Consider the following 19,611-nt stretch of genomic DNA (forward strand, 5'->3'; position numbering starts at 1 on the left):
AAGAGCAGGTTGTTCTTTGGCACAGGTTTGACTTTTGTCACCCACTCCACTTTTTGGAAGGGTGATGAATGAAAATAGAATTTAAAATACAAAGGGCCTTGCTTAGCAGATTTTCTTTTCAAGACCTTTTATATAAATAAATTGTTCCGCAAGTGCTTAAACCGCAACCACTGAATTTTCATCAAACGATACAGGTGACGGCACGTAGGCATCTGCATTCCAGTCATTTTCCCATTCTTTATCATCGAGTAAGTAACGGAATTGATATTCGTTGTCCTTAGATAACTCAAGCGTAGATGAAAATGAGCCGTTTTTGAGGCGCTTCATTGGGCTTGCTGAAAGATCCCATTTATTGAAATCACCCACTAAACAGACTTTTTCAGCGTTTTTTGCTTCTTCTTTTGATAGTTTGAAAGTAACTTTACAAACAGGTTTAGACTTTAAGTATTGCTTCTTAACGATCATGTTACGCTCCATAGAGTAATTAAATTACATTTATTGATTAATTATAGAGCAATTATTAAACACCTGCCAAGAAATATGTAATTAAATTACAAAAATGAAAACGTATTCATCAGGTTCTGAATCGATTATGAAGATAGCAATGAGTAATTTGCAACTAGTGTTGTGCCAAGAATTCAAATACTTCTAGATAGTATTCTTTGGTCTCTTCAATGATACTTCTAAGTAAAACCCGTGCGCTCAAAATTACGTTTGAGCCAATTCGTGTTTTACTGAACGTCATAGATTACCGTTATTTTAAAATTACGACTGTTTACGGTTTCTAGATTAGTAGTTTCGCAAACTTAACCGCGAGCTTCCAATCCATTCTGTAGCATCGAAATATTTAGAACCTGACTACTAACCTTCGTTTGAAGCTATGCGTTTGGTTTTTCTAGTCGATGCCTTGGTGGTGTCTTTTTCTATTGTCTTAGGCTTGTCATCCTTTTCTATTTGATCAGTTAATTGCTCAGGCAATTCGTCCTGCGCTTCATGCTCATCGTCAAGGTACTTTTTGTCGATTTGCTTGGTTGGGCTTACGCCGAGTGATTTAAAGTCCTCAGTTTGCTTAATAAGATTCCCACGCCCACTTTGCAGCTTATTCATTGCACTTTCGTAATGGCCTTGAACACTGCCAATGCTTTTTCCAATCTTCTCCATATCAAGAATAAAATTGCTAAATTTATCGTACATTTTGGCCGCTTTATCAGCAATAATCTTGGCGTTCTGGTTTTGGTTTTCGTAAGCCCAAATATTGTTGATAGTGCGAAGCGCAACGAGTAAGTTGGTTGGGCTAACCAACATGATCTGATTATCAAGCGCACGTTTTATCAGCTCCGGCTCTTGCTCAACCGCATTCATAAATGCAGCCTCAATGGGAATAAACATCAGCACATAGTCAAGCGATGTCACGCCTTCTAAATCCTGATAGTCTTTTTTACTTAAGCCTTTTATATGCGCCTTGATTGACGCGACATGTTCTTTTAAAGCGCGCGCTCTATCGTCTTTATCTTCTGCATTAACCACACGCTCATGCGCCACTAGTGACACTTTAGAATCGATGACAATGTCTTTGTCGTTAGGTAAATGTATGATCACATCGGGTTGATAACGCTTGCCCTCTTCGTTACTCACGCTTTTTTGAATTTCGTATTCGTGCCCTTTACGTAAGCCTGACTCACTCAATATGCGCTCAAGTACTAGCTCGCCCCAATTGCCCTGCTGTTTATTGTCGCCTTTAAGCGCGTTTGTAAGCGCTGCCGCTTCTTCGGTAATCTGCTTATTGAGTTCTTTTAAGCCTAGTATTTCGGTTTTAAGCGAAGCACGCTCTTGGCCTTCTCGTGTATATTGTTCATTAACTTGACGTTTAAAATCATCAATTTGCTGCTTAAGAGGGTTAAGCATTTGTGTAATACCCGCTTCGCTGGTTTTAGTAAATTTCTCCGATTTTTGTTCAAATATCTTATTCGCAAGGTTTTCAAACTGTGTGTTAAGTTTAGCTTCAGCATTTTCTAGAAGCTCAAGTTTTTCTTCAAAACTTTTTCGCTCTTGAGCAATACTTGCTTGAGATGCTTCGTAACGCGTTTGGGTTTGGCTGTAGTTGGCCTGTAGCTCATCGTATTGATTTCTGAGCTGGCTGTAGCGCGACTGAAGTTCTTTGAGCTGTTCGCTCTGTTGTTTTGATTCGCCCAGCAGCCGCTCGTTATCAAATAGCTTATTTTGATACTGGCTTAACTGCCCTTGAAACTTCTCTTGTGCATTTTTGAGCTCATTTCGAGTATCATTTAAGGACAATTCCAGCTGTTTTATTTGCTGTTCATGCAAACGCTCTTGATGCTCAAACTGACTGGTCATACTCTGCTCTAAGCGAAAAAGCGACTGCTCCTTATCATTAAGCAAGCTTGCTTGAACTTGCATCGTCTGATGATAGCGTTTTCTCGCCATCATAAAAATCAGCACAAACACGAGCAAACAAGCTACTACGCTGGCGCACACCAGATATATGGGGGTTGATACAATAAGCTCCCATAGCGTCACAACGGATGTATTGCTTGTTTGAATAATATCAGGGCTATCTGGCTCCATTTATTTTGACAGCGCCTCATCTAGCTCGGCAATATTCGCTTTCCAGATGGCAGGCCCAGTTTCATGGGCATTGGCACCGCTACTGTCGACCGCTACCGTTACGGGCATATCTTCAACGTCAAACTCGTAAATAGCTTCCATTCCTAAGTCTTCAAACGCGACTACTTTTGCATGCTTAATCGCTTTAGACACTAAATAAGCTGCGCCACCAACCGCCATCAAATAAACAGATTTATGTTTTGCAATACTTTTAACCGTAGCAGGGCCACGTTCGGCTTTGCCGATAGTGCCCAAAATGCCGGTTTTTTCAAGCATCATGTCGGTAAATTTATCCATGCGTGTGGCAGTAGTAGGACCTGCGGGACCCACCGCCTCGTCTCCAACGGCGTCCACCGGACCCACGTAATAAATAAACTTACCATTAAGGTCTACACCCTCTGGCAGCCCTTCGCCATTTTCGAACATGGTTTGCAGACGTTTATGCGCCGCATCTCGGCCTGTGAGCATTTTGCCTGTAAGCAATACAGTTTCGCCAACTTTCCAGCTGGCAACATCTTCTTTTGTCACTTCATTTAAGTTTACTCGGCGAGTATTTTCGCTGACCTCCCAGGTAATTTCTGGCCAATCTTCGAGCTTAGGTTGTTCTAGGTTTGCAGGACCGCTTCCGTCAAGATAAAAATGCGCATGGCGCGTAGCAGCGCAGTTGGGGATCATTGCTACCGGTTTTGATGCGGCATGCGTAGGCACAGACTTAATCTTAATATCCACCACTGTTGTAAGACCGCCCAAGCCTTGGGCGCCAATACCAAGTGCATTCACTTTATTAAAAATATCAACGCGAAGCTTTTCATCAGTGGTTTCTGGTCCTCGCTCAATTAGCTCTGGCATATCAACAGGGTCCATCAAGCTCTCTTTAGCAAGTACCGCCGCTTTTTCGGCCGTTCCGCCAATGCCGATGCCAAGCATGCCTGGTGGACACCAGCCTGCCCCCATCGTAGGTAAGGTTTTCACGACCCATTCTGCGATGTCGTCGCTAGGATTGAGCATAACCATTTTCGATTTATTTTCTGAGCCGCCACCTTTCGCTGCAATCATTACTTCAATTTGATTGCCTGTCACCATATCGATATGGACGACCGCAGGCGTATTGTCTTTTGTGTTTTTGCGCGCACCAGCAGGGTCTGACACAATTGATGCTCGCAAAGGGTTGTCTGGGTTGAGGTATGCACGCCTTGTCCCTTCATCGACCATTTCCTGCACTGTCATATCGGTTTTGTCCCAATTCACCTGCATACCAATTTTAACGAAACAGGTGACAATACCGGTATCTTGGCAAATGGGACGTTTGCCTTCTGCTGACATCCGTGAATTGATTAATATTTGCGCCATTGCATCTTTTGCCGCCTGACTTTTCTCCTTATGATACGCCGCTTCCACCGCCTGAATATAATCAAGCGGATGATAGTAAGAAATAAACTGTAGCGCATCTTCAATGCTGTCTATAAAGTCTTGTTGACGAATAGTGGTCATGGCTTCCTCAAAATTCTGAATGCATTAGGCGTGTGGTTGTCAATACTAGCGTCAATTTCACTTGAGACCAATATCAATGTGCGTTTTCAGTTTAAACAATACCATGAATAAGCATGTATAATCATTGTGCTAGAAGTACAGACTTAAAGACATGCTCTGTGCACCTAGCCCCAAAGACATCTTAATTGTCAACATTCTAACTTCTGAGGTTTTATCAAAAATACATAAATGAAGACAAAACATGAGTTTGAGCACCGGGAGAAAACGAAGAGATCGCCCGACAGCCTATCTATTAGCAATGTAACCAAGCATTTCTCAGCCCCAGCATATCCATTGAACGACAGCTCTTTATCGCGCACGATATTCAGCCGAATCGCAAAACAAGAGTGGGCGATGCTTTTAGACACCTGCAATAATCGCCTAAGTGACGGCCGCTACGACATCATCGTTCACTCGCCAGCCGCGAAATATCAGTTCAAAAACGCATGTGCGAGCCTCGAGGATCCTCAACACTTGTTTTCGGGTGCTTCTTTAGTGCATCGACCATTCGAGGACCTAGCAATACTGCACAGATTGTTTCAAAAAGGCTTTGAATTGCCTCGTTCTAACAGCAGTGAACACAATTCAAGTCTGCCCATTGATATTGATTCGCTTCCCTTTCTGGCTGGCGCAATGGGCTTATTTGGCTACGACATCAATATTTTTACAGATGGGATTAAAGACAACAATGCTCAACAGTATCATTTAGATGATATTGCGGTAGGTTTCTATACTCACTCGCTGATTATCGACACTTACACCAATCAAGTATTTTACGTTTGTCCAGAAAAATCAATGAGCGGCCCGCATGGCAGCACAAACTGTCAATGGCTGCAAGCATTGCTAGAGCCCGCGCCTTCGGAAAACTTCGCATTAATAGGCGAATGGACAAGCAATATGAACGAAGCGCAGTACACAGAATCGATGAACAAAATCGATGAGTATCTGCACTCGGGTGATTGCTATCAGATAAACTTTGCTCAGCGTTTTTCAGCGCCTTATCATGGCGATGAATGGCTAGCCTACAAGAAGCTTACAGAGGTAAACAAAGCCCCCTTTTCTGCCTTTATACGGCTGCCTAAGTCTTGCGTATTAAGCGTTTCTCCGGAACGTTTTTTGTCAGTAAAAAACGGGGAAGTCGTGACCAAGCCAATTAAAGGTACACGTAAACGAGCAAGTGACAAGCAAGAGGATGAAATGCTTGCAAATGAACTGCTAAGTTCAGAAAAAGATAAAGCTGAGAATTTGATGATTGTCGATTTGTTAAGAAACGACTTAAGCAAACATTGCGAAGTAAATTCGGTCAGCGTACCAAAATTGTTTGCCCTGGAGAGCTATCCGGCTGTGCATCATATGGTCAGTACTGTGGTAGGTAAACTTAAAGCAAACGCGAGCCCCTTTGATTTACTTGCTGGTGCATTTCCCGGCGGTTCTATAACCGGTGCGCCAAAAGTGAGGGCAATGCAAATCATCCAGGAACTCGAGCCTGACAAACGCAGTATTTATTGCGGTAGCATTGGCTATCTGGGCATAAGAGACGATATGGATACAAGTATTTGCATTCGCACCATTTTAGCTGAAGATGGGGTATTGCATTGCTGGGCAGGTGGCGGCATAGTTTTAGACTCTACCGCGCATGATGAATATCAAGAATCATTTCACAAGGTAGCGAAGATCTTACCCACTCTAAGTGAGACGATAAAGGAAATGAATGAAGGAGTCTGATTTTCTGTCTGCATTTAATCAGCCTTGGCGCGTTGTACGTGATGCTGGTGAGCCTTTTCCCAATGCCAAACGCCCTGCGGCGGTGTTGATATGTCTTAATCCTGCTGGGGGTGAACTCTCGGTTATCTTTACGCAGCGAGCAAGTCACCTGAAACATCACGCAGGGCAAATCAGTTTTCCAGGGGGTAAAGCAGAAACTCACGATACCGACCTTATCGCCACAGCATTTCGTGAGACTGAGGAGGAAATTGGTCTGGCAACTGATGCAATAACAGTCATTGGCCAGCTGCCGCCTTATCGCACGATTAGTGGATTTGCGGTCACGCCAATTGTTGCCAAACATGAACATGGTTTTGATGTTCAGCGAGATTTAGTGCTGGATAAGAATGAAGTCGAGTCAGTATTTGAGGTGCCTCTGAGTTTCTTAATGGATGAATCCAACTACTTCGTGCAGCTTGTTCACCGCGGACAACTTAGCTTTCCCCTCAATTATGTGACTTACGGTGACCGCGTAATCTGGGGAGCGACAGCTGGCATGATGGCGCAGCTGCGCGATCATATTATGTTTTATTTGCGCAATAACTAACCCTTCAATTCACACAATAACACGTAAATTTTGGTTGCATTTGCAACTATATTTCCACTACTATTCCCAACGCTAAGCACTATGCTCAGACGTTTCTTAAACAGGATTCAGGTTCATTAAGCAAAAGGACAGTCATGATAAGCGTATTTGATATGTTTAAAGTGGGCATTGGCCCATCAAGCTCTCATACCGTTGGCCCAATGCGAGCCGCTTATCAGTTTGCGACTGAGATAATGCACACCAGTGGCCTTAGCGAATCTATTGATAGCGTGCGAACAGAGCTATATGGCTCACTTGGACAAACTGGCAAGGGGCACGGCACTGGCAAAGCAGTCATCCTAGGACTAATAGGATTTACACCTGACAATGTGCCTGTCAGCAAAGTAGACGCAATATTAAATACCGTAGAGCGCGAGCAATCGCTTGATTTGCTTCAAAACAAACGCATCGCTTTCCCTCAACAGGGCGCCATTGTCTTTCATCGACGAAAGTCACTCCCTCTGCATGCAAATGGAATGACGCTATTTGCAATGAAAGGCGATGAATGCATTTTTCATAAGACCTATTACTCTATCGGTGGTGGATTTATTGTTGAGGAGGCGGACTTCGCAACGCAAAAGCAAGAGCAAATCGCTCAGCAACAACTCGATGCACCCTTCCCTTTTTCCACGGCTGCTGAAATGCTGATTCACTGTAAAAATAACGGTTTTCGTATTAGCTCCATGATGCTTAAAAATGAGGCTATTGTGCGTGAGGAGTCCGTCACTCGCTCAGAACTTGTGCGTATTTGGGGTGTCATGAAAGACTGCGTGCAGCATGGTATAGAGACCGAAGGCGTCCTGCCTGGGGGATTAAAAGTCACACGCCGTGCGCCAGCCCTGTATCAACGCTTACAAAATGAAAAAAACGATGACCCGATGCAGGTCATGGATTGGGTGAACATGTACGCCCTGGCAGTTAATGAAGAAAATGCAGCAGGTGGGCGCGTAGTAACTGCGCCAACGAATGGTGCTGCTGGGATTATTCCAGCGGTAATGTGTTATTACGATAAGTTCATCCGCCCGCTAGATGAAGACACAGCCTGCCGCTTCTTGCTTACCGCAGGTGCAATCGCGATTTTGTATAAAAAGAACGCGTCCATTTCCGGTGCCGAGGTTGGCTGTCAAGGCGAGGTAGGCGTTGCTTGTTCGATGGCGGCAGGCGCATTGACCGAGATTTTGGGCGGCTCGGTGGATGCCGTCGAAAACGCGGCTGAAATTGGCATGGAGCATAATTTAGGGCTAACGTGTGACCCTGTTGGTGGCTTGGTGCAAGTGCCTTGTATTGAACGCAATGCGATGGGCGCAATTAAAGCGATAAATGCATCGCGCTTGGCTTTAAGGGGCACCGGCACGCAGAAAGTATCGTTGGATAAAGTTATTAAAACGATGTGGGACACGGGCAACGACATGAAAACCAAGTATAAAGAAACCGCGCGCGGCGGCTTGGCGGTCAATATCATAGAGTGCTGAGCCGCTCGCTTTGCACCACTAACTTTTTTTCAATCGCAGTAGTTTCTTGTTTATATCTTCTTGGTATTTTTTCAAAGGATTGGGTGGCGGTTGCTTGATGTCAAACACAGGAGGAACAGTTTTCACAAAGTCAACAATGTTATCTGCAGGCATTGGCTTGGCTATAAAATAACCTTGCGCAAAATCAGCCCTTAGATTTTGAAGTTCCTGAAGCTGGCGCTGAGACTCTATGCCCTCAGCGGTAACCTGCATACGCAAACTCTTACCTAAGGTGACTGTAGCACGCACTATTTCAAGCGCGTCCTCATTGATCTTACCATCATTTTCGATAGCATCGATAAAGCGCCGATCAATTTTGATGTGCTGAACCGGCAGTTGATTAAGGTATGCTAACGATGAATAGCCCGTACCAAAGTCGTCAATGGCAAGTTCAATACCGCGCATTATTATCTGGTCTAGCAAATGTTTAATGTGTTCGTTATTTTCAATCAGCGTCGACTCTGTAAGTTCAAGTTTAAGATACTTCCCATCTAAGCCTGTGCTGCCTAGCACGGAGTCAATTGTTTCAATAAAGGAATTACCACTCAGCTGATTACTTGATAGATTAACCGACACACTAAAATCTGTCAGACAGTCTATCAGTTGCCATTGCCTGAGCTGCTGACAAGCGGTTTTCAATACCCATTTGCCTATGTCTACAATAAGCCCAGTTTCTTCAGCCATGGGAATAAAGACATCTGGCGGTACGTTGCCTCGTTCAGGATGCTCCCAGCGGATGAGCGCTTCACAGCCTGTTATCTTCTTGCTTTGAACATCTAATAGAGGCTGATACACCAAATAAAACTGTTCATTTGCAACGGCTTTATGAAGGTCGCTTTCAAGCTCAGAAAGCGCTAGCGTCTCCTTACGCATTTCTCGGTCAAAAATTTTAAATGTGCCTTTACCCGCTTGTTTGGCGTTATACATAGCAATATCGGCATCACGAAGCGCACCTGTGACTGCCGTGTAGGTATCATCGCAAAGCACAAGCCCGACGCTCATGTGAAAATGAATCAAAATTTTATCGAATACAAATGGTTCTTTAAAGGCATCGATAATGTCGTGACCAAGTTGCTCTAATGCGGGTAAATCGATCACATTCTCTGCGATGACAGTAAATTCGTCGCCACCTAATCGAGCAGCATGCTGATTTTCGTCCAGCAGCTTCGAAAGTCTCATGCCGCTGGCAATGAGCAACTCATCGCCAATGCTGTGTCCATGGGTGTCATTAATTTGTTTGAATCTATCGCCATCTAAAAACATAAGTGCGAAAGGTTGGGGATTATCACCTTGATTTTTAGCGATCAGGGAGGTGAGGCGTTTGATAATCCACTCTCGATTGGGAAGACCGGTCAATGAGTCATGAAAGGCCAAATGAAAGAGCTTACTCTCGGCAACTTTTCTCTCGTTTACTTCAACCTGAAGCTCTGCCGTGCGATGCTTAACGCGCTCCTCGAGTTCAGAATTGAGCTTTGCGAGGGAGTCGCTCGCGTATTCTAATTCAGAGGCATATTCTTTAAGCTGCTGTGTCTTTTCTTCGACTTTTTCGGCGAGTTCTCGTTCTCGACTTCTGATTAAGGAGATACGCCATTTTACAAAGCCGTAAGCGAGCAAAAATGCCAAAATCACAAAAATGACTCTTGCCCACCAGGTTTGCCACCAAGGGTTTAAGATAGTAAACGAGAAGGAGTCACCCAAATTATCCCAACGTTCGTTGCTATTGGCAGCATACACTTCAAACTCATACTCACCTGCCGGCAAGTTATCAAATTTTGCAAAGCGCTCGGCAGCCGTCGTTTGAACAAAGTCCTGCTGCCATCCTTTTAAGCGATACTTAAATAAATTGTATTCAGGGTAGATAAAACTTAAGCTCGTAAAATCGACACGTAGGCTATTCTTATCATGAGCGAGCGCTAATGTATCCCGCATGTCGGAAGCTACTCTTGGGTCAAATATCTCACTTCGGCCGCTGCTTATATTTGCAAAGGCAATTTGAGAAATGTGGGTTGTGGGCTTGCTTAGATCTTCGGAAAGCTCATTAAGTCTTATCATGTTCACCCCCCGCTTGTTGGGGATAAATAGTTCATTACCGATTCTCGCAAACTCTCCGTGTGTGCTCAGGGCATTTCCAACGAGTCCGTCGCGTGCATAGAAAGTTTGTATCTTTTTATTGTCGGTGTTTAAGACAGACAGCCCATTATTGGTTGCAATCCAAAGCCTGTTATATTCGTCTTTGTACAGGTAATTGACACCATTATCGGAAAGACCCTCTGCGCTTGTATAATGAACACGCTCATTCGTCAGCGAATTGTACTTCACTAGACCATTGACAGTGCCTATCCATATTTCCTCATATGACTCAACTAAAACAAAAAACATGCGGTTGTTTTCAAAGTCGAGCAGACGTGAAAACTCCATCGTCTTCAAATCAAGATATTCCAGCGCATTTTGTCCTGCTATGAAGATCTTATTGTCAAACAACTGCATGTGAGTGATTTCGGAGTTGGTAATCTGAGACTTTCCGCCGCGCGCTTTGTGAATATAGTTTGTGAAGCTTTTAGTTTCAAAATCAAAGTACTGCAGACCAAAGCCCCAAACACTGATCCATAACCCCTTTTTATCTGGCAGTATGAAAAACACATTGTTTCCTGCCAGGCTTTTTGAAAGCAGCTTACTGGGATCGTGCTCAAATCGTTCAACCTCATAGGTCTCTGGATTTATACGGCTTAAGCCGCCAGCCCATGCACCTGCCCAAATAAAGCCTGATGAATCCTCTGCCACAGAAATGATTGCATTTGCTGCTAGTGAATTTTGCTTAAGCGGATCATGGCGAAGATTCTTAAACTCGCCTGTTTCAATATTAACAATATTGATGCCGCCGCCATCTGTTCCAATCCACATCTCGTTATTTTCACGCACAACAGCATCGAATGAATGCGGAAAATAATCCCCAGAAGAATCGCTAATTTTATCGCGCAGTCGTTTGAAAACTTCAAGGCGCGGTGTAACTCGGTAAATACCGTAATTGTTAACTGAAATCCATAAAGAACCGTTATTGTCTTCGGATATGTCTTCAATTGTGGCAAATGGAAGTTTTCCCAGTTCATCAATTGCAGAACGCAGACACATAAACGTTTTAGTACTATGTTTGAATAAACAAAGCCCCTCTTTTTCCAAGCCCACCCACAGATTATTGGCAGTATCAATAAATACGGTGGTTATATGGCTGGTCGGCAGGCTACTGGCACGATTCTCAACCGAAAATATTTTATAGCTGAAGTCTTTGGTGTTTAAGCGCATGAGACCTTTCGGTGTACCTAACCATAGCAGCGAGCGCGCCTCATCAATTGCAATATTGCGAATAAGAATCGTAGGGAAAATAGCGTTAAGAGCGGTTTCTACTGCTCGGGTAGTAGCGTCTTCGACTTTAAAGGTATACAAGCCCGAGTCTGCTGCTAACCATAAACGATTTTCGACTTTTTCGTAGGCCATACCATGCACAAGGTTAGTGTTGAGCCCCAGTGCCGATAAATCATGCACAGCCTTGACCTTATTGCTATCTGGGTCGAACTGAATTAGTCCAATTTCTGTGCCTGATGTGATCCAAAATTGACCTGCATCATCTTCTACAATGCTGTTTATTCGCTGTCTATATTCGTAGTTAACGGCTTCAAAGGATTGCGTCTCATAATTGAAACGAAATAATCCGTGGTCTCCTACCCAAAGATTTTGTTTGCTATCAAGAAACAAAAATGGAATTTGCGTGCCGGTAATCGACTTGGCTTTTGGCAAAATAAAGCGCTCAAATGAGTAACCGTCGTATCGCTGTACACCATTATTACTCGCCGTCCATATATAGCCCTGCTTGTCTTGCTCGCTCTTACGCACGAAGTTTTCGTCGAGGTCACTTGCTGTGTAAGCAGGAATCGCTCGATAATGCGAAATTGAGTCTAGCTTTTCAGCATCCACACCAATACCAACAGCCTGAGCAAACGAGCAACAGGCAAAAACGTACCCCATCAATAATGCGATGACGCCTGAACTTAAGCGATGGTTTGAGCGCTTGCTATTCTTACCAATTGTCAATGGAACTCGTCTCGGTTGGTTTAGCTTCCGTGTTATGAGTTTGCTTCAGCACACCATCGCGCTGAAATTGATTTTTCGTAGTCTTAGGAAAGATATCGGCGCCATCTTTCTATTATTTAGATAATAAACGTATTTCCGATGGATTGAGGGTATGTAGAAGACGCTTAATCAAAGCGATCACGTGAGAACACCGCATGGAAAATGAGCAATCATTCAAGGTGTCATAATGTGCTTATTAAGAATACCCTTACTTTACTGGCAGCGTGAGGCCTTTAAACATCTTTTCAACCTCATCATTGTTCTTTTGCATCATCGCGCGCTCAACCACATCTTTAGTAAGGTGGGGGGCAAATCGTTCAATGAACTCGTACATGTAATTGCGTAAAAACGAACCTTTGCGAAAACCGATTTTGGTTGTGCTGTAATCAAAGAGGTGACTGGCATCAATTTTAACTAAGTCAGAATCCAGCTTTTCGTCAACCGCCATAGAGGCAATCACGCCAATACCAACACCAAGTCGCACATAGGTTTTAATAACATCTGCATCTGTTGCAGTGAATACGATTTTTGGCTCTAATCCTGCCTCCGTAAATGCTCTATCCAATTCCGAGCGACCCGTGAACCCGAACACATAGGTTACCAAAGAGTACTTGGCAATATCCTCTATTGTGATGGTAGATTTTTTCGCCAAGGGATGAGCCTTGTTCACAATAACCGAGCGATTCCAGTGATAGCATGGCAACATCACCAAGTCGTTATACAAATGCAGTGATTCAGTCGCAATGGCAAAATCAGCCTCGCCTTTTGCAGCCAGATCGCTGATTTGCGATGGCGTACCCTGATGCATATGCAGCGATACTTTGGGATATTTTGACATAAAGCCTTTAATGACTTCTGGCAAGGCATAGCGCGCTTGAGTGTGCGTGGTGGCAATATTAAGTTTGCCTTGGTCAGGAAGCGTGTGTTCTCTGGCAACTGCTTTGATGCTCTCCACCTTTGCAAGAATTTCACGCGATATATTAATTACTTCCTTACCCGCTTCTGTTACATGCGTCAGATGCTTACCACTTCTGCCGAAAATTTGAATACCTAATTCATCTTCGAGCATTCGCACCTGTTTGCTAATACCGGGTTGAGAGGTAAATAGCGTTTCGGCTGTCGCCGACACGTTAAGGTTATTGTTTAGAACCTCTACGATGTATCTAAGTTGTTGTAGTTTCATTCTTGCCTCATCAAGGGATAAGCTAAGTGTGTGTTGGTGCGTGCGATGAATATGGAAACTGTCTGAGTAAAAACGCATCATGCAAAAAAATGCCTAGCGCTATAAAGATAAAGCAATCACGAAATTGGTCGATAAAGCCTTATAGAAAATTACAGTTAAACATCATTCGGTTCAAACTTAAGTGCATAAGAAAACCGCAATTTATGCGTTTTTGCAAGTACCTTTTGGTATTTATTTTGTTTCAACCCAAGGCGAATGGATTTATAACGGTGTCAGACGAAGCACATACAGGTTCAGGTGAGCAGCATGCTCGAGGCAAAGAATTGGTCGATTTTTCTTCGGTCATGGCGGTTGCCATACACGATATGAAAAACTCACTGAGTCTGCTTATGCAGTCAATTGAGCAGATGTCAGCAAAACTGCCAGTGGATGCAAAGGATGCTCACGACGGTCTCAATAGCGTGCATTATGAGGCCAATCGTATGAACACCACCTTGGTACAAGTGCTCTCACTTTACCGTGCAGAAATCGACGCCTTGCCTGTCAACATTGATGAAGTGTTTATTGCAGAGCTGTTTGACGAAATCGTTGATAGCAACGCCATGTATACCTCGCAACAAGGCATTGAAGTCACGGTTGAGGTAGACGAAGAACTGTCTTGGTATTTAGACAGGGAGCTAATTTACTTGCTTTTGCACGATGTTCTGATAAACGCCGTTCGTTATGGCTGCAGCAAAATTAGTCTTAGCGCACGCATCGAAAATACCTTCATGGTTGTAGAAGTCGAAGACGATGGTCCAGGCTATCCTGACAGTATGCTAGAAATGTCGAGCGTGACACTCACTCAGCACTGTATAAGCGAAGGACGAACTGGTCTTGGATTATTTTTTGCCCGACTTATGGCAAAAACGCATAAGAATATGGATAAGCGTGGCTCTATTGAGTTAAGCAACAGCAGTGAAACCGGTGGCAGTGTGTTCACGCTGCGACTGCCGTAACCTCAACTATAGTCGCGAGCAAGCAATATGAATCAGACCTACATCATTATTATTGTTTTAATTGCCACGCTCATTGTGGCGGGCATTGCGGCGAGCGCTGTTCAGCAACATAATGAGCGAAAAGCCGCTAAAAAACGCGAAGAAATTAATCGAAATCGCACCATCCTAGATGAAACTGAAAATGCAGTAAGCGCAGCCCAGCATATGCCGCTGTCACAACGTTTAATTTCTATTTTACGCAAGCGTTCGCTTGAAGCGCTCATGGAAATTTACGAGCAAAATCCATCCAATGATCTGAAAAAGAAGGTCAATGACTTACAGAAAGCCGTTCGCGATATAAACGTAGATGAGCCGGCACCAGACCAATCTAGCTTTGAACTTCCCAAATCTGACAAAGTGATTATCAAATATATTCAAGCGATCAAAAAGTTACGTACAATAATAAGAAGCGAGCAGCGCAAAGGTAATATCGATTCAGCCGCATTCCAAACAGAAGACAAAGCGCTGGAACGCCTGCAATTAAGAGTCAATATTGACACCCTGCACAAGCGCGCAAAAGATGCTGTTGCCACGCAAATGCAAGGCTCCGCTAGACAATATCTTGAAAAAGCCATAAGCGCGCTAGCGAAACAAAAACCGCAGGATGACTATACCGTAAATCGCGCCAAAGAGTTAATGGCGATGCTTGAGGGACTGGAAAGTACCTTGCGCGATAAGAACGTGAAAGCCGTGCTTGCCGACAAAGCCAAAGAAAAAGAAAAAGAGGATATTGATACCCTCTTTGCACCAAAGAAGAAGTGGTAAACTTAATGCTGTTTGCTACTTAAATCACTCCAAAGTGCGTGAGCTGCGCGCGAAAGAGTGTTTGGCTCTTTTGCAATCACCCCTACTCTTTTGCACAAACTTTTACTTCTTAACTCCACGCAAACTAACGATTTCGCAAGCATCTGCTGCTGGCACAATTGCGGCACAATTGCCAAACCAATACCGGTTTTGACTAACTGGCCTAGCGTGCCAAGTTGCGATGCTTCAGCCACAATTGAAGGCGTGTTCTTCATATCTGATGTACTTTGTCTCTCTAGTTTACGCAATTCTGTAATAAAAGCCTCATCGACCCACTTTCGAATGCTAGAGCCTTGATTCATTGCTACCATTGGCTGCTTGTAAACCTCCTCAAGACTGAGGCTGCTTGCCTTGGCCAAAAGGTGCTTTTTAGGCATCACGACGCAAAAGTTGTCAGTAAGCAACGGCAGAAACTGAAGGTTTTGCAGCGTTTCTGGTTCAAACACAAATCCTAAATCAGCGCGACCAGCTCGCACTGCCTCTATCGCCTGCTCCATCACTACATCAAGTACACGCAGCATGATGTTGGGATGTGCCTTACGGTAATCTTGCAGTATGTTAGCTAAGCGCCCTTCTGCAAATGAGGGCATGCTGGCTACAGTCAGTCGACCTTTGTTTACGCTGAACAAGTCCTGCACATCAGTTAAAGCATTGTTCCAATCATCAATGAGTCGCTTTGCTACTGGAAGAAATGCCTGCCCCTCAGGGGTAAGTGTCACTTTTCGAGTGGAGCGACTAAACAGCTTCCCCCCAAGCTGTACCTCCATATTCTTGATTGAAGTAGATAAAGCGGGTTGAGACAAACACAACAATGCCGCAGCCTCTGCAAAGGTAGTGGCGCTGGCTACACCAACAAAGGCACACATATTCTTATAAGAAATACTAGGAGAATGACTTTTTGATGTACGGGGGTTTGCCATATGCGATGCTCTAAAATTTTGAATGCTTTATTCATAAATTATTTTTATTAAACCTAATATTAATTCAATTTTACAAAATACTCGAGCTCTACAATACTAGAAGGCATTATTGATAGCACAATATGAGATTGTTCAAGCTCGTATTTGCGCAAACTAATGATATTTGGAGAGTGTGGAATGGCAGGTTTTGACAAAGTCGTATCAAGCTATGAGGAAGCAATGCATGGCTTAAAGAATGGTATGACGGTAATTGCAGGCGGATTCGGTTTATGCGGCATTCCCGAGGGATTGATTGCGCAGATAAAACAAATGGGTACAACTGGTCTAACGGTTGTTTCTAACAACTGCGGTGTAGATGGCTTTGGCTTGGGTTTACTACTGGAAGACAAGCAAATTAAAAAAATGGTGTCGTCATACGTTGGCGAAAATGCCCTTTTCGAACAGCAACTTTTGAATGGAGAGCTTGAAGTCGAACTCACGCCTCAAGGCACGCTTGCTGAAAAAATGCGCGCTGGCGGTGCGGGCATACCTGCATTTTACACTGCCACCGGTTATGGCACACCTGTGGGTGAAGGCAAAGAAGTCAAAGACTTTGACGGACGTCCGTACATCATGGAAGAAAGCATTACTGGTGACTTTGCCATTGTAAAAGCGTATAAAGCAGACCGATATGGCAATTGTATGTACCGTCACACCGCGATGAACTTCAACCCAATGGCGGCAACAGCAGGCAAAACCACTATAGTCGAGGTGGAGCATATCGTTGAGCCAGGAGAGCTTGAGCCAAGCCAAATTCATACCCCGGGCATTTATGTGGATAGAGTGATTCAAGGCGAGTTCGAAAAGCGTATTGAACGCAAAGTACTGGCAAAAAATGCATCGGCAAAGGAGGCAAGCTAATGGCGCTTACTAGAGATCAAATCGCAATGCGTGTTGCACAAGAATTTAAAGACGGCGACTATGTAAACTTAGGCATTGGTATTCCGACTCTTGCTGCCAATTACGTACCAAACGATATAAGCGTGATGCTACAGTCTGAAAACGGCTTACTTGGAATGGGCCCTTACCCCACAGAAGACCAAGTTGACGCCGATATGATAAATGCAGGTAAAGAAACAGTAACTGCTTCAACCGGGGCTTCTATTTTCAACTCAGCAGAAAGCTTTGCAATGATCCGTGGCGGCCATGTTGACTTTACCGTGCTCGGTGCATTCGAAGTGGATGTAAACGGCAACATTGCCTCTTGGATGATTCCGGGCAAACTGGTCAAAGGCATGGGTGGAGCAATGGATTTAGTGGCTGGCGCAAAAAACATAATTGTGACTATGACTCACGCAGACAAACGTGGTAACTCAAAGCTTTTGCAAGCATGCACATTGCCTTTAACGGGCGTTAACTGCATCACGCGCATCATTACGGATTTGGCAGTACTTGAAGTCAAAGACGCAACCTTTTATTTAAGAGAGCGAGCACCGGGTGTTAGCGTCGAAGAAATCAAAGAGAAAACCGCCGGAACACTTGTAGTTGAGGGCGATGTTCCTGAAATGCGATTGAGTTAACCTGCCGGTTTAGCGGCAAACGCCGAAACTGCGTCACCGCCATTTGAGGCATCACTCGATGAAAGTGATTTCGATTGATGCCTTTTCCTTTTATACTCTTCCGACAACTCTAATTTTTGTTTAGATAAGGTCTCGGGCATTAATCGAACCGCTTGAGTACTAAGCAACGCACACAATACTGAGCAAGGCTTTGGATTTTAAAGATTTACCCTTAGATAACCGCCTACAAACCGCCCTTGATACTATGCAAGTTGCGACCTTAACGCCTGTACAAGAACAAGCTATTCCTAAAGGTTTAATGGGAAAAGACCTACTAGCATCATCTAAAACGGGATCCGGCAAGACACTTGCGTTTTTAGTGCCCGCAGTGCAGCGATTACTGTCACAAAAAGCACTGAGCAAACGAGATCCACGGGCACTTATTTTGGCGCCTACTCGAGAACTGGCAAAGCAAGTCTTTGGGGTGGCTAAAGCCCTTACCTCCAAACAAGGTTTGCAGTGCACAGTCATTGTAGGCGGCGAAAATTATAACGACCAAGCCAAAGCATTAAGACGTAACCCGCACATCGTTGTAGGCACAGCGGGTCGTATTTTTGACCATCTAGAAGCACGGCATTTGTTTCTAAATGGTCTGGAGCTACTCATTTTGGACGAAGCAGACCGCATGCTAGAGCTTGGATTTGAAAAGGCATTGCAATATATTCACAAAAGCGCTGACCATCGCAAACGTCAAACCATGATGTTCTCTGCCACTATGGACAGCGCTGAAATAAGCCACATGACGCAGCTTATGCTCAAAAGCCCTGAAAAAATTCGCATCGACAAAGTCGCCACCGGGCATGAAGACATCGCTCAGCGTTTTTACTTTGCTGATGGCGTCGAACATAAAAATGATTTGCTAGTAAAATGCTTAAAGTTAGAAGGACGGGAACAAGCCTTAGTATTTACCGCCACGCGAGATGATACACAAAGGATCGTGCAGTGGCTGAAGCAACACCAAATAAGTGCAGCTTTCCTGCACGGCGAGCTATTACAGAACCAGCGTTCCGCCGTTATCAACGATTTTACGCGCGGCAAAACGGGCGTACTAGTAACGACAGATTTGGCTTCCCGTGGACTAGACATTGCGAATATCGCAAAAGTCATCAACTATGATCTCCCGAAATTCGCTGATGAGTACATTCACCGAATTGGCAGAACAGGACGCGCAGGCAATCAGGGTAAAGCGGCATCATTGGTTAGCAAGAAGGACTGGGCGAGCTTACTGGCAATACAAGAAAGACTAAAACACCGCTTTGAGTTTTCAGTGTTCGATGGGCTAGAGGCGTCTTTCAAAGGCCTTGGCCTGCATCCTAAACAGTCAAAAGCAGCAGGTTCGGGAAAACCGCAAGCAACGAAGCATAAAAAAGTGAAGGATCAGCGTAAAAAAACAACGCGCTTTGACCCTTCTCAGTCACGAGAGCTTGGCTTTGTGCCTGTGAAACGTAAACCGAAAGACGAGTAATATTGCAAGAAAATATCTGCGTCAGGTTCGGCTTTTCTTATTCACGTTTAAGTAACTCTGTTCGCGCCACTTCCATCATAATTGGCACTTCGCAAGGTTGAACCTGTTCCATTAACGAAATACTGCGATAGCTGGTCCATTCGGCAACTGGATCAAAGTCATCCTTCTTTTTAAAATTAATATCTTTCAAACCTACCGGGCATTCACCTTGCATTTTTGCTTCAGCCACCTGTTGTGGTGACAAGCCCGCGTCTGAGTTTCGGCCTGCGATCTCTCCATATGAGAAACCCTCCGCAGATAAAGACATACTAACCATCAAGATAGATAAAAGAACGGAACATTTCGGTATAAAATTAATTTTTTTCGACATTTTTAGACGTTTTTATAGGAATTTTAATAAATCTTGATTTCCGTATTTTTGTGCATTTTATTGCAATTTAGTAACTATTAAACACATTTAGAT

The 19,611-nt window shown here is 44.1% G+C and carries 15 protein-coding genes; 8 read left to right on the forward strand and 7 right to left on the reverse strand.

Annotated elements, in window-relative coordinates:
• Positions 1-156: 156 nt before the first annotated feature.
• From PN836_RS03805 to PN836_RS03815, 3 genes are all read right to left on the reverse strand, one after another.
• Positions 157-465 (reverse strand): isoamylase early set domain-containing protein, encoded by a 309-nt coding sequence (locus PN836_RS03805; protein WP_395343688.1) that lies wholly within the window; start codon positions 463-465, stop codon positions 157-159.
• A 396-nt stretch (positions 466-861) separates the two neighbouring features.
• On the reverse strand, positions 862-2,586 hold the full coding sequence (rmuC, locus tag PN836_RS03810) for a DNA recombination protein RmuC (RefSeq protein WP_395343690.1): 1,725 nt from the start codon (positions 2,584-2,586) through the stop codon (positions 862-864).
• Positions 2,587-4,116 carry a fumarate hydratase gene (locus PN836_RS03815; RefSeq protein WP_395343693.1) on the reverse strand — a complete coding sequence of 510 codons (1,530 nt, stop codon included), beginning with the start codon at positions 4,114-4,116 and terminating at the stop codon, positions 2,587-2,589.
• Positions 4,117-4,509: 393 nt separating this feature from the next.
• Between PN836_RS03815 and pabB the strand changes: the two genes are divergently transcribed.
• The 3 genes from pabB (at position 4,510) to PN836_RS03830 (ending at position 7,977) form a co-directional block, all read left to right on the forward strand.
• Complete coding sequence (pabB, locus tag PN836_RS03820) at positions 4,510-5,880, forward strand: aminodeoxychorismate synthase component I (protein WP_395345448.1); 1,371 nt, start codon at positions 4,510-4,512, stop codon at positions 5,878-5,880.
• Positions 5,867-6,466, forward strand: a complete 600-nt coding sequence (locus PN836_RS03825) for a CoA pyrophosphatase (protein ID WP_395343695.1) — start codon at positions 5,867-5,869, stop codon at positions 6,464-6,466. The genes pabB and PN836_RS03825 overlap by 14 nt, the downstream gene beginning before the upstream one ends.
• Positions 6,467-6,600: 134 nt before the next feature.
• On the forward strand, positions 6,601-7,977 hold the full coding sequence (locus PN836_RS03830) for an L-serine ammonia-lyase (RefSeq protein WP_395343697.1): 1,377 nt from the start codon (positions 6,601-6,603) through the stop codon (positions 7,975-7,977).
• An 18-nt stretch (positions 7,978-7,995) separates the two neighbouring features.
• Here PN836_RS03830 and PN836_RS03835 read toward each other — a convergent pair whose 3' ends face one another.
• Positions 7,996-12,102, reverse strand: coding sequence for an EAL domain-containing protein (locus tag PN836_RS03835; RefSeq protein ID WP_395343700.1), 4,107 nt, complete (start codon positions 12,100-12,102; stop codon positions 7,996-7,998).
• Between the two features lie 247 nt (positions 12,103-12,349).
• Positions 12,350-13,324: an HTH-type transcriptional regulator CysB gene (cysB, locus tag PN836_RS03840; protein WP_395343702.1), complete on the reverse strand. Its 975-nt coding sequence runs from the start codon at positions 13,322-13,324 to the stop codon at positions 12,350-12,352.
• Positions 13,325-13,668: 344 nt separating this feature from the next.
• Between cysB and PN836_RS03845 the strand changes: the two genes are divergently transcribed.
• Positions 13,669-14,322, forward strand: coding sequence for a sensor histidine kinase (locus PN836_RS03845; protein WP_395345450.1), 654 nt, complete (start codon positions 13,669-13,671; stop codon positions 14,320-14,322).
• Positions 14,323-14,349: 27 nt separating this feature from the next.
• Entirely contained in the window at positions 14,350-15,126 is a 777-nt protein-coding gene (locus tag PN836_RS03850; protein WP_395343705.1) for a hypothetical protein, read from the forward strand.
• 2 nt (positions 15,127-15,128) lie between these two features.
• On the opposite strand, the gene PN836_RS03855 is transcribed toward PN836_RS03850, so the two are convergent.
• A complete protein-coding gene (locus PN836_RS03855) occupies positions 15,129-16,085 on the reverse strand; it encodes a LysR family transcriptional regulator (RefSeq protein ID WP_395343707.1) in 957 nt (318 codons plus the stop codon).
• 177 nt (positions 16,086-16,262) lie between these two features.
• Between PN836_RS03855 and PN836_RS03860 the strand changes: the two genes are divergently transcribed.
• From PN836_RS03860 to PN836_RS03870, 3 genes are all read left to right on the forward strand, one after another.
• A complete protein-coding gene (locus PN836_RS03860) occupies positions 16,263-16,985 on the forward strand; it encodes a CoA transferase subunit A (protein ID WP_395343709.1) in 723 nt (240 codons plus the stop codon).
• Positions 16,985-17,644, forward strand: a complete 660-nt coding sequence (locus PN836_RS03865) for a CoA transferase subunit B (protein ID WP_395343711.1) — start codon at positions 16,985-16,987, stop codon at positions 17,642-17,644. The genes PN836_RS03860 and PN836_RS03865 overlap by 1 nt, the downstream gene beginning before the upstream one ends.
• A 190-nt stretch (positions 17,645-17,834) precedes the next feature.
• Positions 17,835-19,148 carry a DEAD/DEAH box helicase gene (locus PN836_RS03870; RefSeq protein WP_395343714.1) on the forward strand — a complete coding sequence of 438 codons (1,314 nt, stop codon included), beginning with the start codon at positions 17,835-17,837 and terminating at the stop codon, positions 19,146-19,148.
• Positions 19,149-19,185: 37 nt separating this feature from the next.
• Here the strand turns inward: PN836_RS03870 and PN836_RS03875 are convergent, their stop codons facing one another.
• Positions 19,186-19,455 (reverse strand): hypothetical protein, encoded by a 270-nt coding sequence (locus tag PN836_RS03875; protein ID WP_395343716.1) that lies wholly within the window; start codon positions 19,453-19,455, stop codon positions 19,186-19,188.
• Positions 19,456-19,611: the final 156 nt, after the last annotated feature.

Origin of the sequence: Ningiella algicola, from assembly GCF_028401415.2 — a bacterium.
Classification (GTDB): Bacteria; Pseudomonadota; Gammaproteobacteria; order Enterobacterales; family Alteromonadaceae; genus Glaciecola.

Excerpts from the sequence above, each read along its gene's own strand:
- pabB (WP_395345448.1), top strand. The coding sequence starts at position 4,510 with ATGCTTTTAGACACCTGCAATAATCGCCTAAGTGACGGCCGCTACGAC.
- PN836_RS03805 (WP_395343688.1), bottom strand. The coding sequence starts at position 465 with ATGATCGTTAAGAAGCAATACTTAAAGTCTAAACCTGTTTGTAAAGTT.
- PN836_RS03815 (WP_395343693.1), bottom strand. The coding sequence starts at position 4,116 with ATGACCACTATTCGTCAACAAGACTTTATAGACAGCATTGAAGATGCG.
- PN836_RS03860 (WP_395343709.1), top strand. The coding sequence starts at position 16,263 with ATGGCAGGTTTTGACAAAGTCGTATCAAGCTATGAGGAAGCAATGCAT.
- PN836_RS03855 (WP_395343707.1), bottom strand. The coding sequence starts at position 16,085 with ATGGCAAACCCCCGTACATCAAAAAGTCATTCTCCTAGTATTTCTTAT.
- PN836_RS03875 (WP_395343716.1), bottom strand. The coding sequence starts at position 19,455 with ATGTCTTTATCTGCGGAGGGTTTCTCATATGGAGAGATCGCAGGCCGA.
- PN836_RS03865 (WP_395343711.1), top strand. The coding sequence starts at position 16,985 with ATGGCGCTTACTAGAGATCAAATCGCAATGCGTGTTGCACAAGAATTT.
- PN836_RS03845 (WP_395345450.1), top strand. The coding sequence starts at position 13,669 with ATGGCGGTTGCCATACACGATATGAAAAACTCACTGAGTCTGCTTATG.
- PN836_RS03850 (WP_395343705.1), top strand. The coding sequence starts at position 14,350 with ATGAATCAGACCTACATCATTATTATTGTTTTAATTGCCACGCTCATT.
- PN836_RS03830 (WP_395343697.1), top strand. The coding sequence starts at position 6,601 with ATGATAAGCGTATTTGATATGTTTAAAGTGGGCATTGGCCCATCAAGC.
- rmuC (WP_395343690.1), bottom strand. The coding sequence starts at position 2,586 with ATGGAGCCAGATAGCCCTGATATTATTCAAACAAGCAATACATCCGTT.
- cysB (WP_395343702.1), bottom strand. The coding sequence starts at position 13,324 with ATGAAACTACAACAACTTAGATACATCGTAGAGGTTCTAAACAATAAC.
- PN836_RS03825 (WP_395343695.1), top strand. The coding sequence starts at position 5,867 with ATGAAGGAGTCTGATTTTCTGTCTGCATTTAATCAGCCTTGGCGCGTT.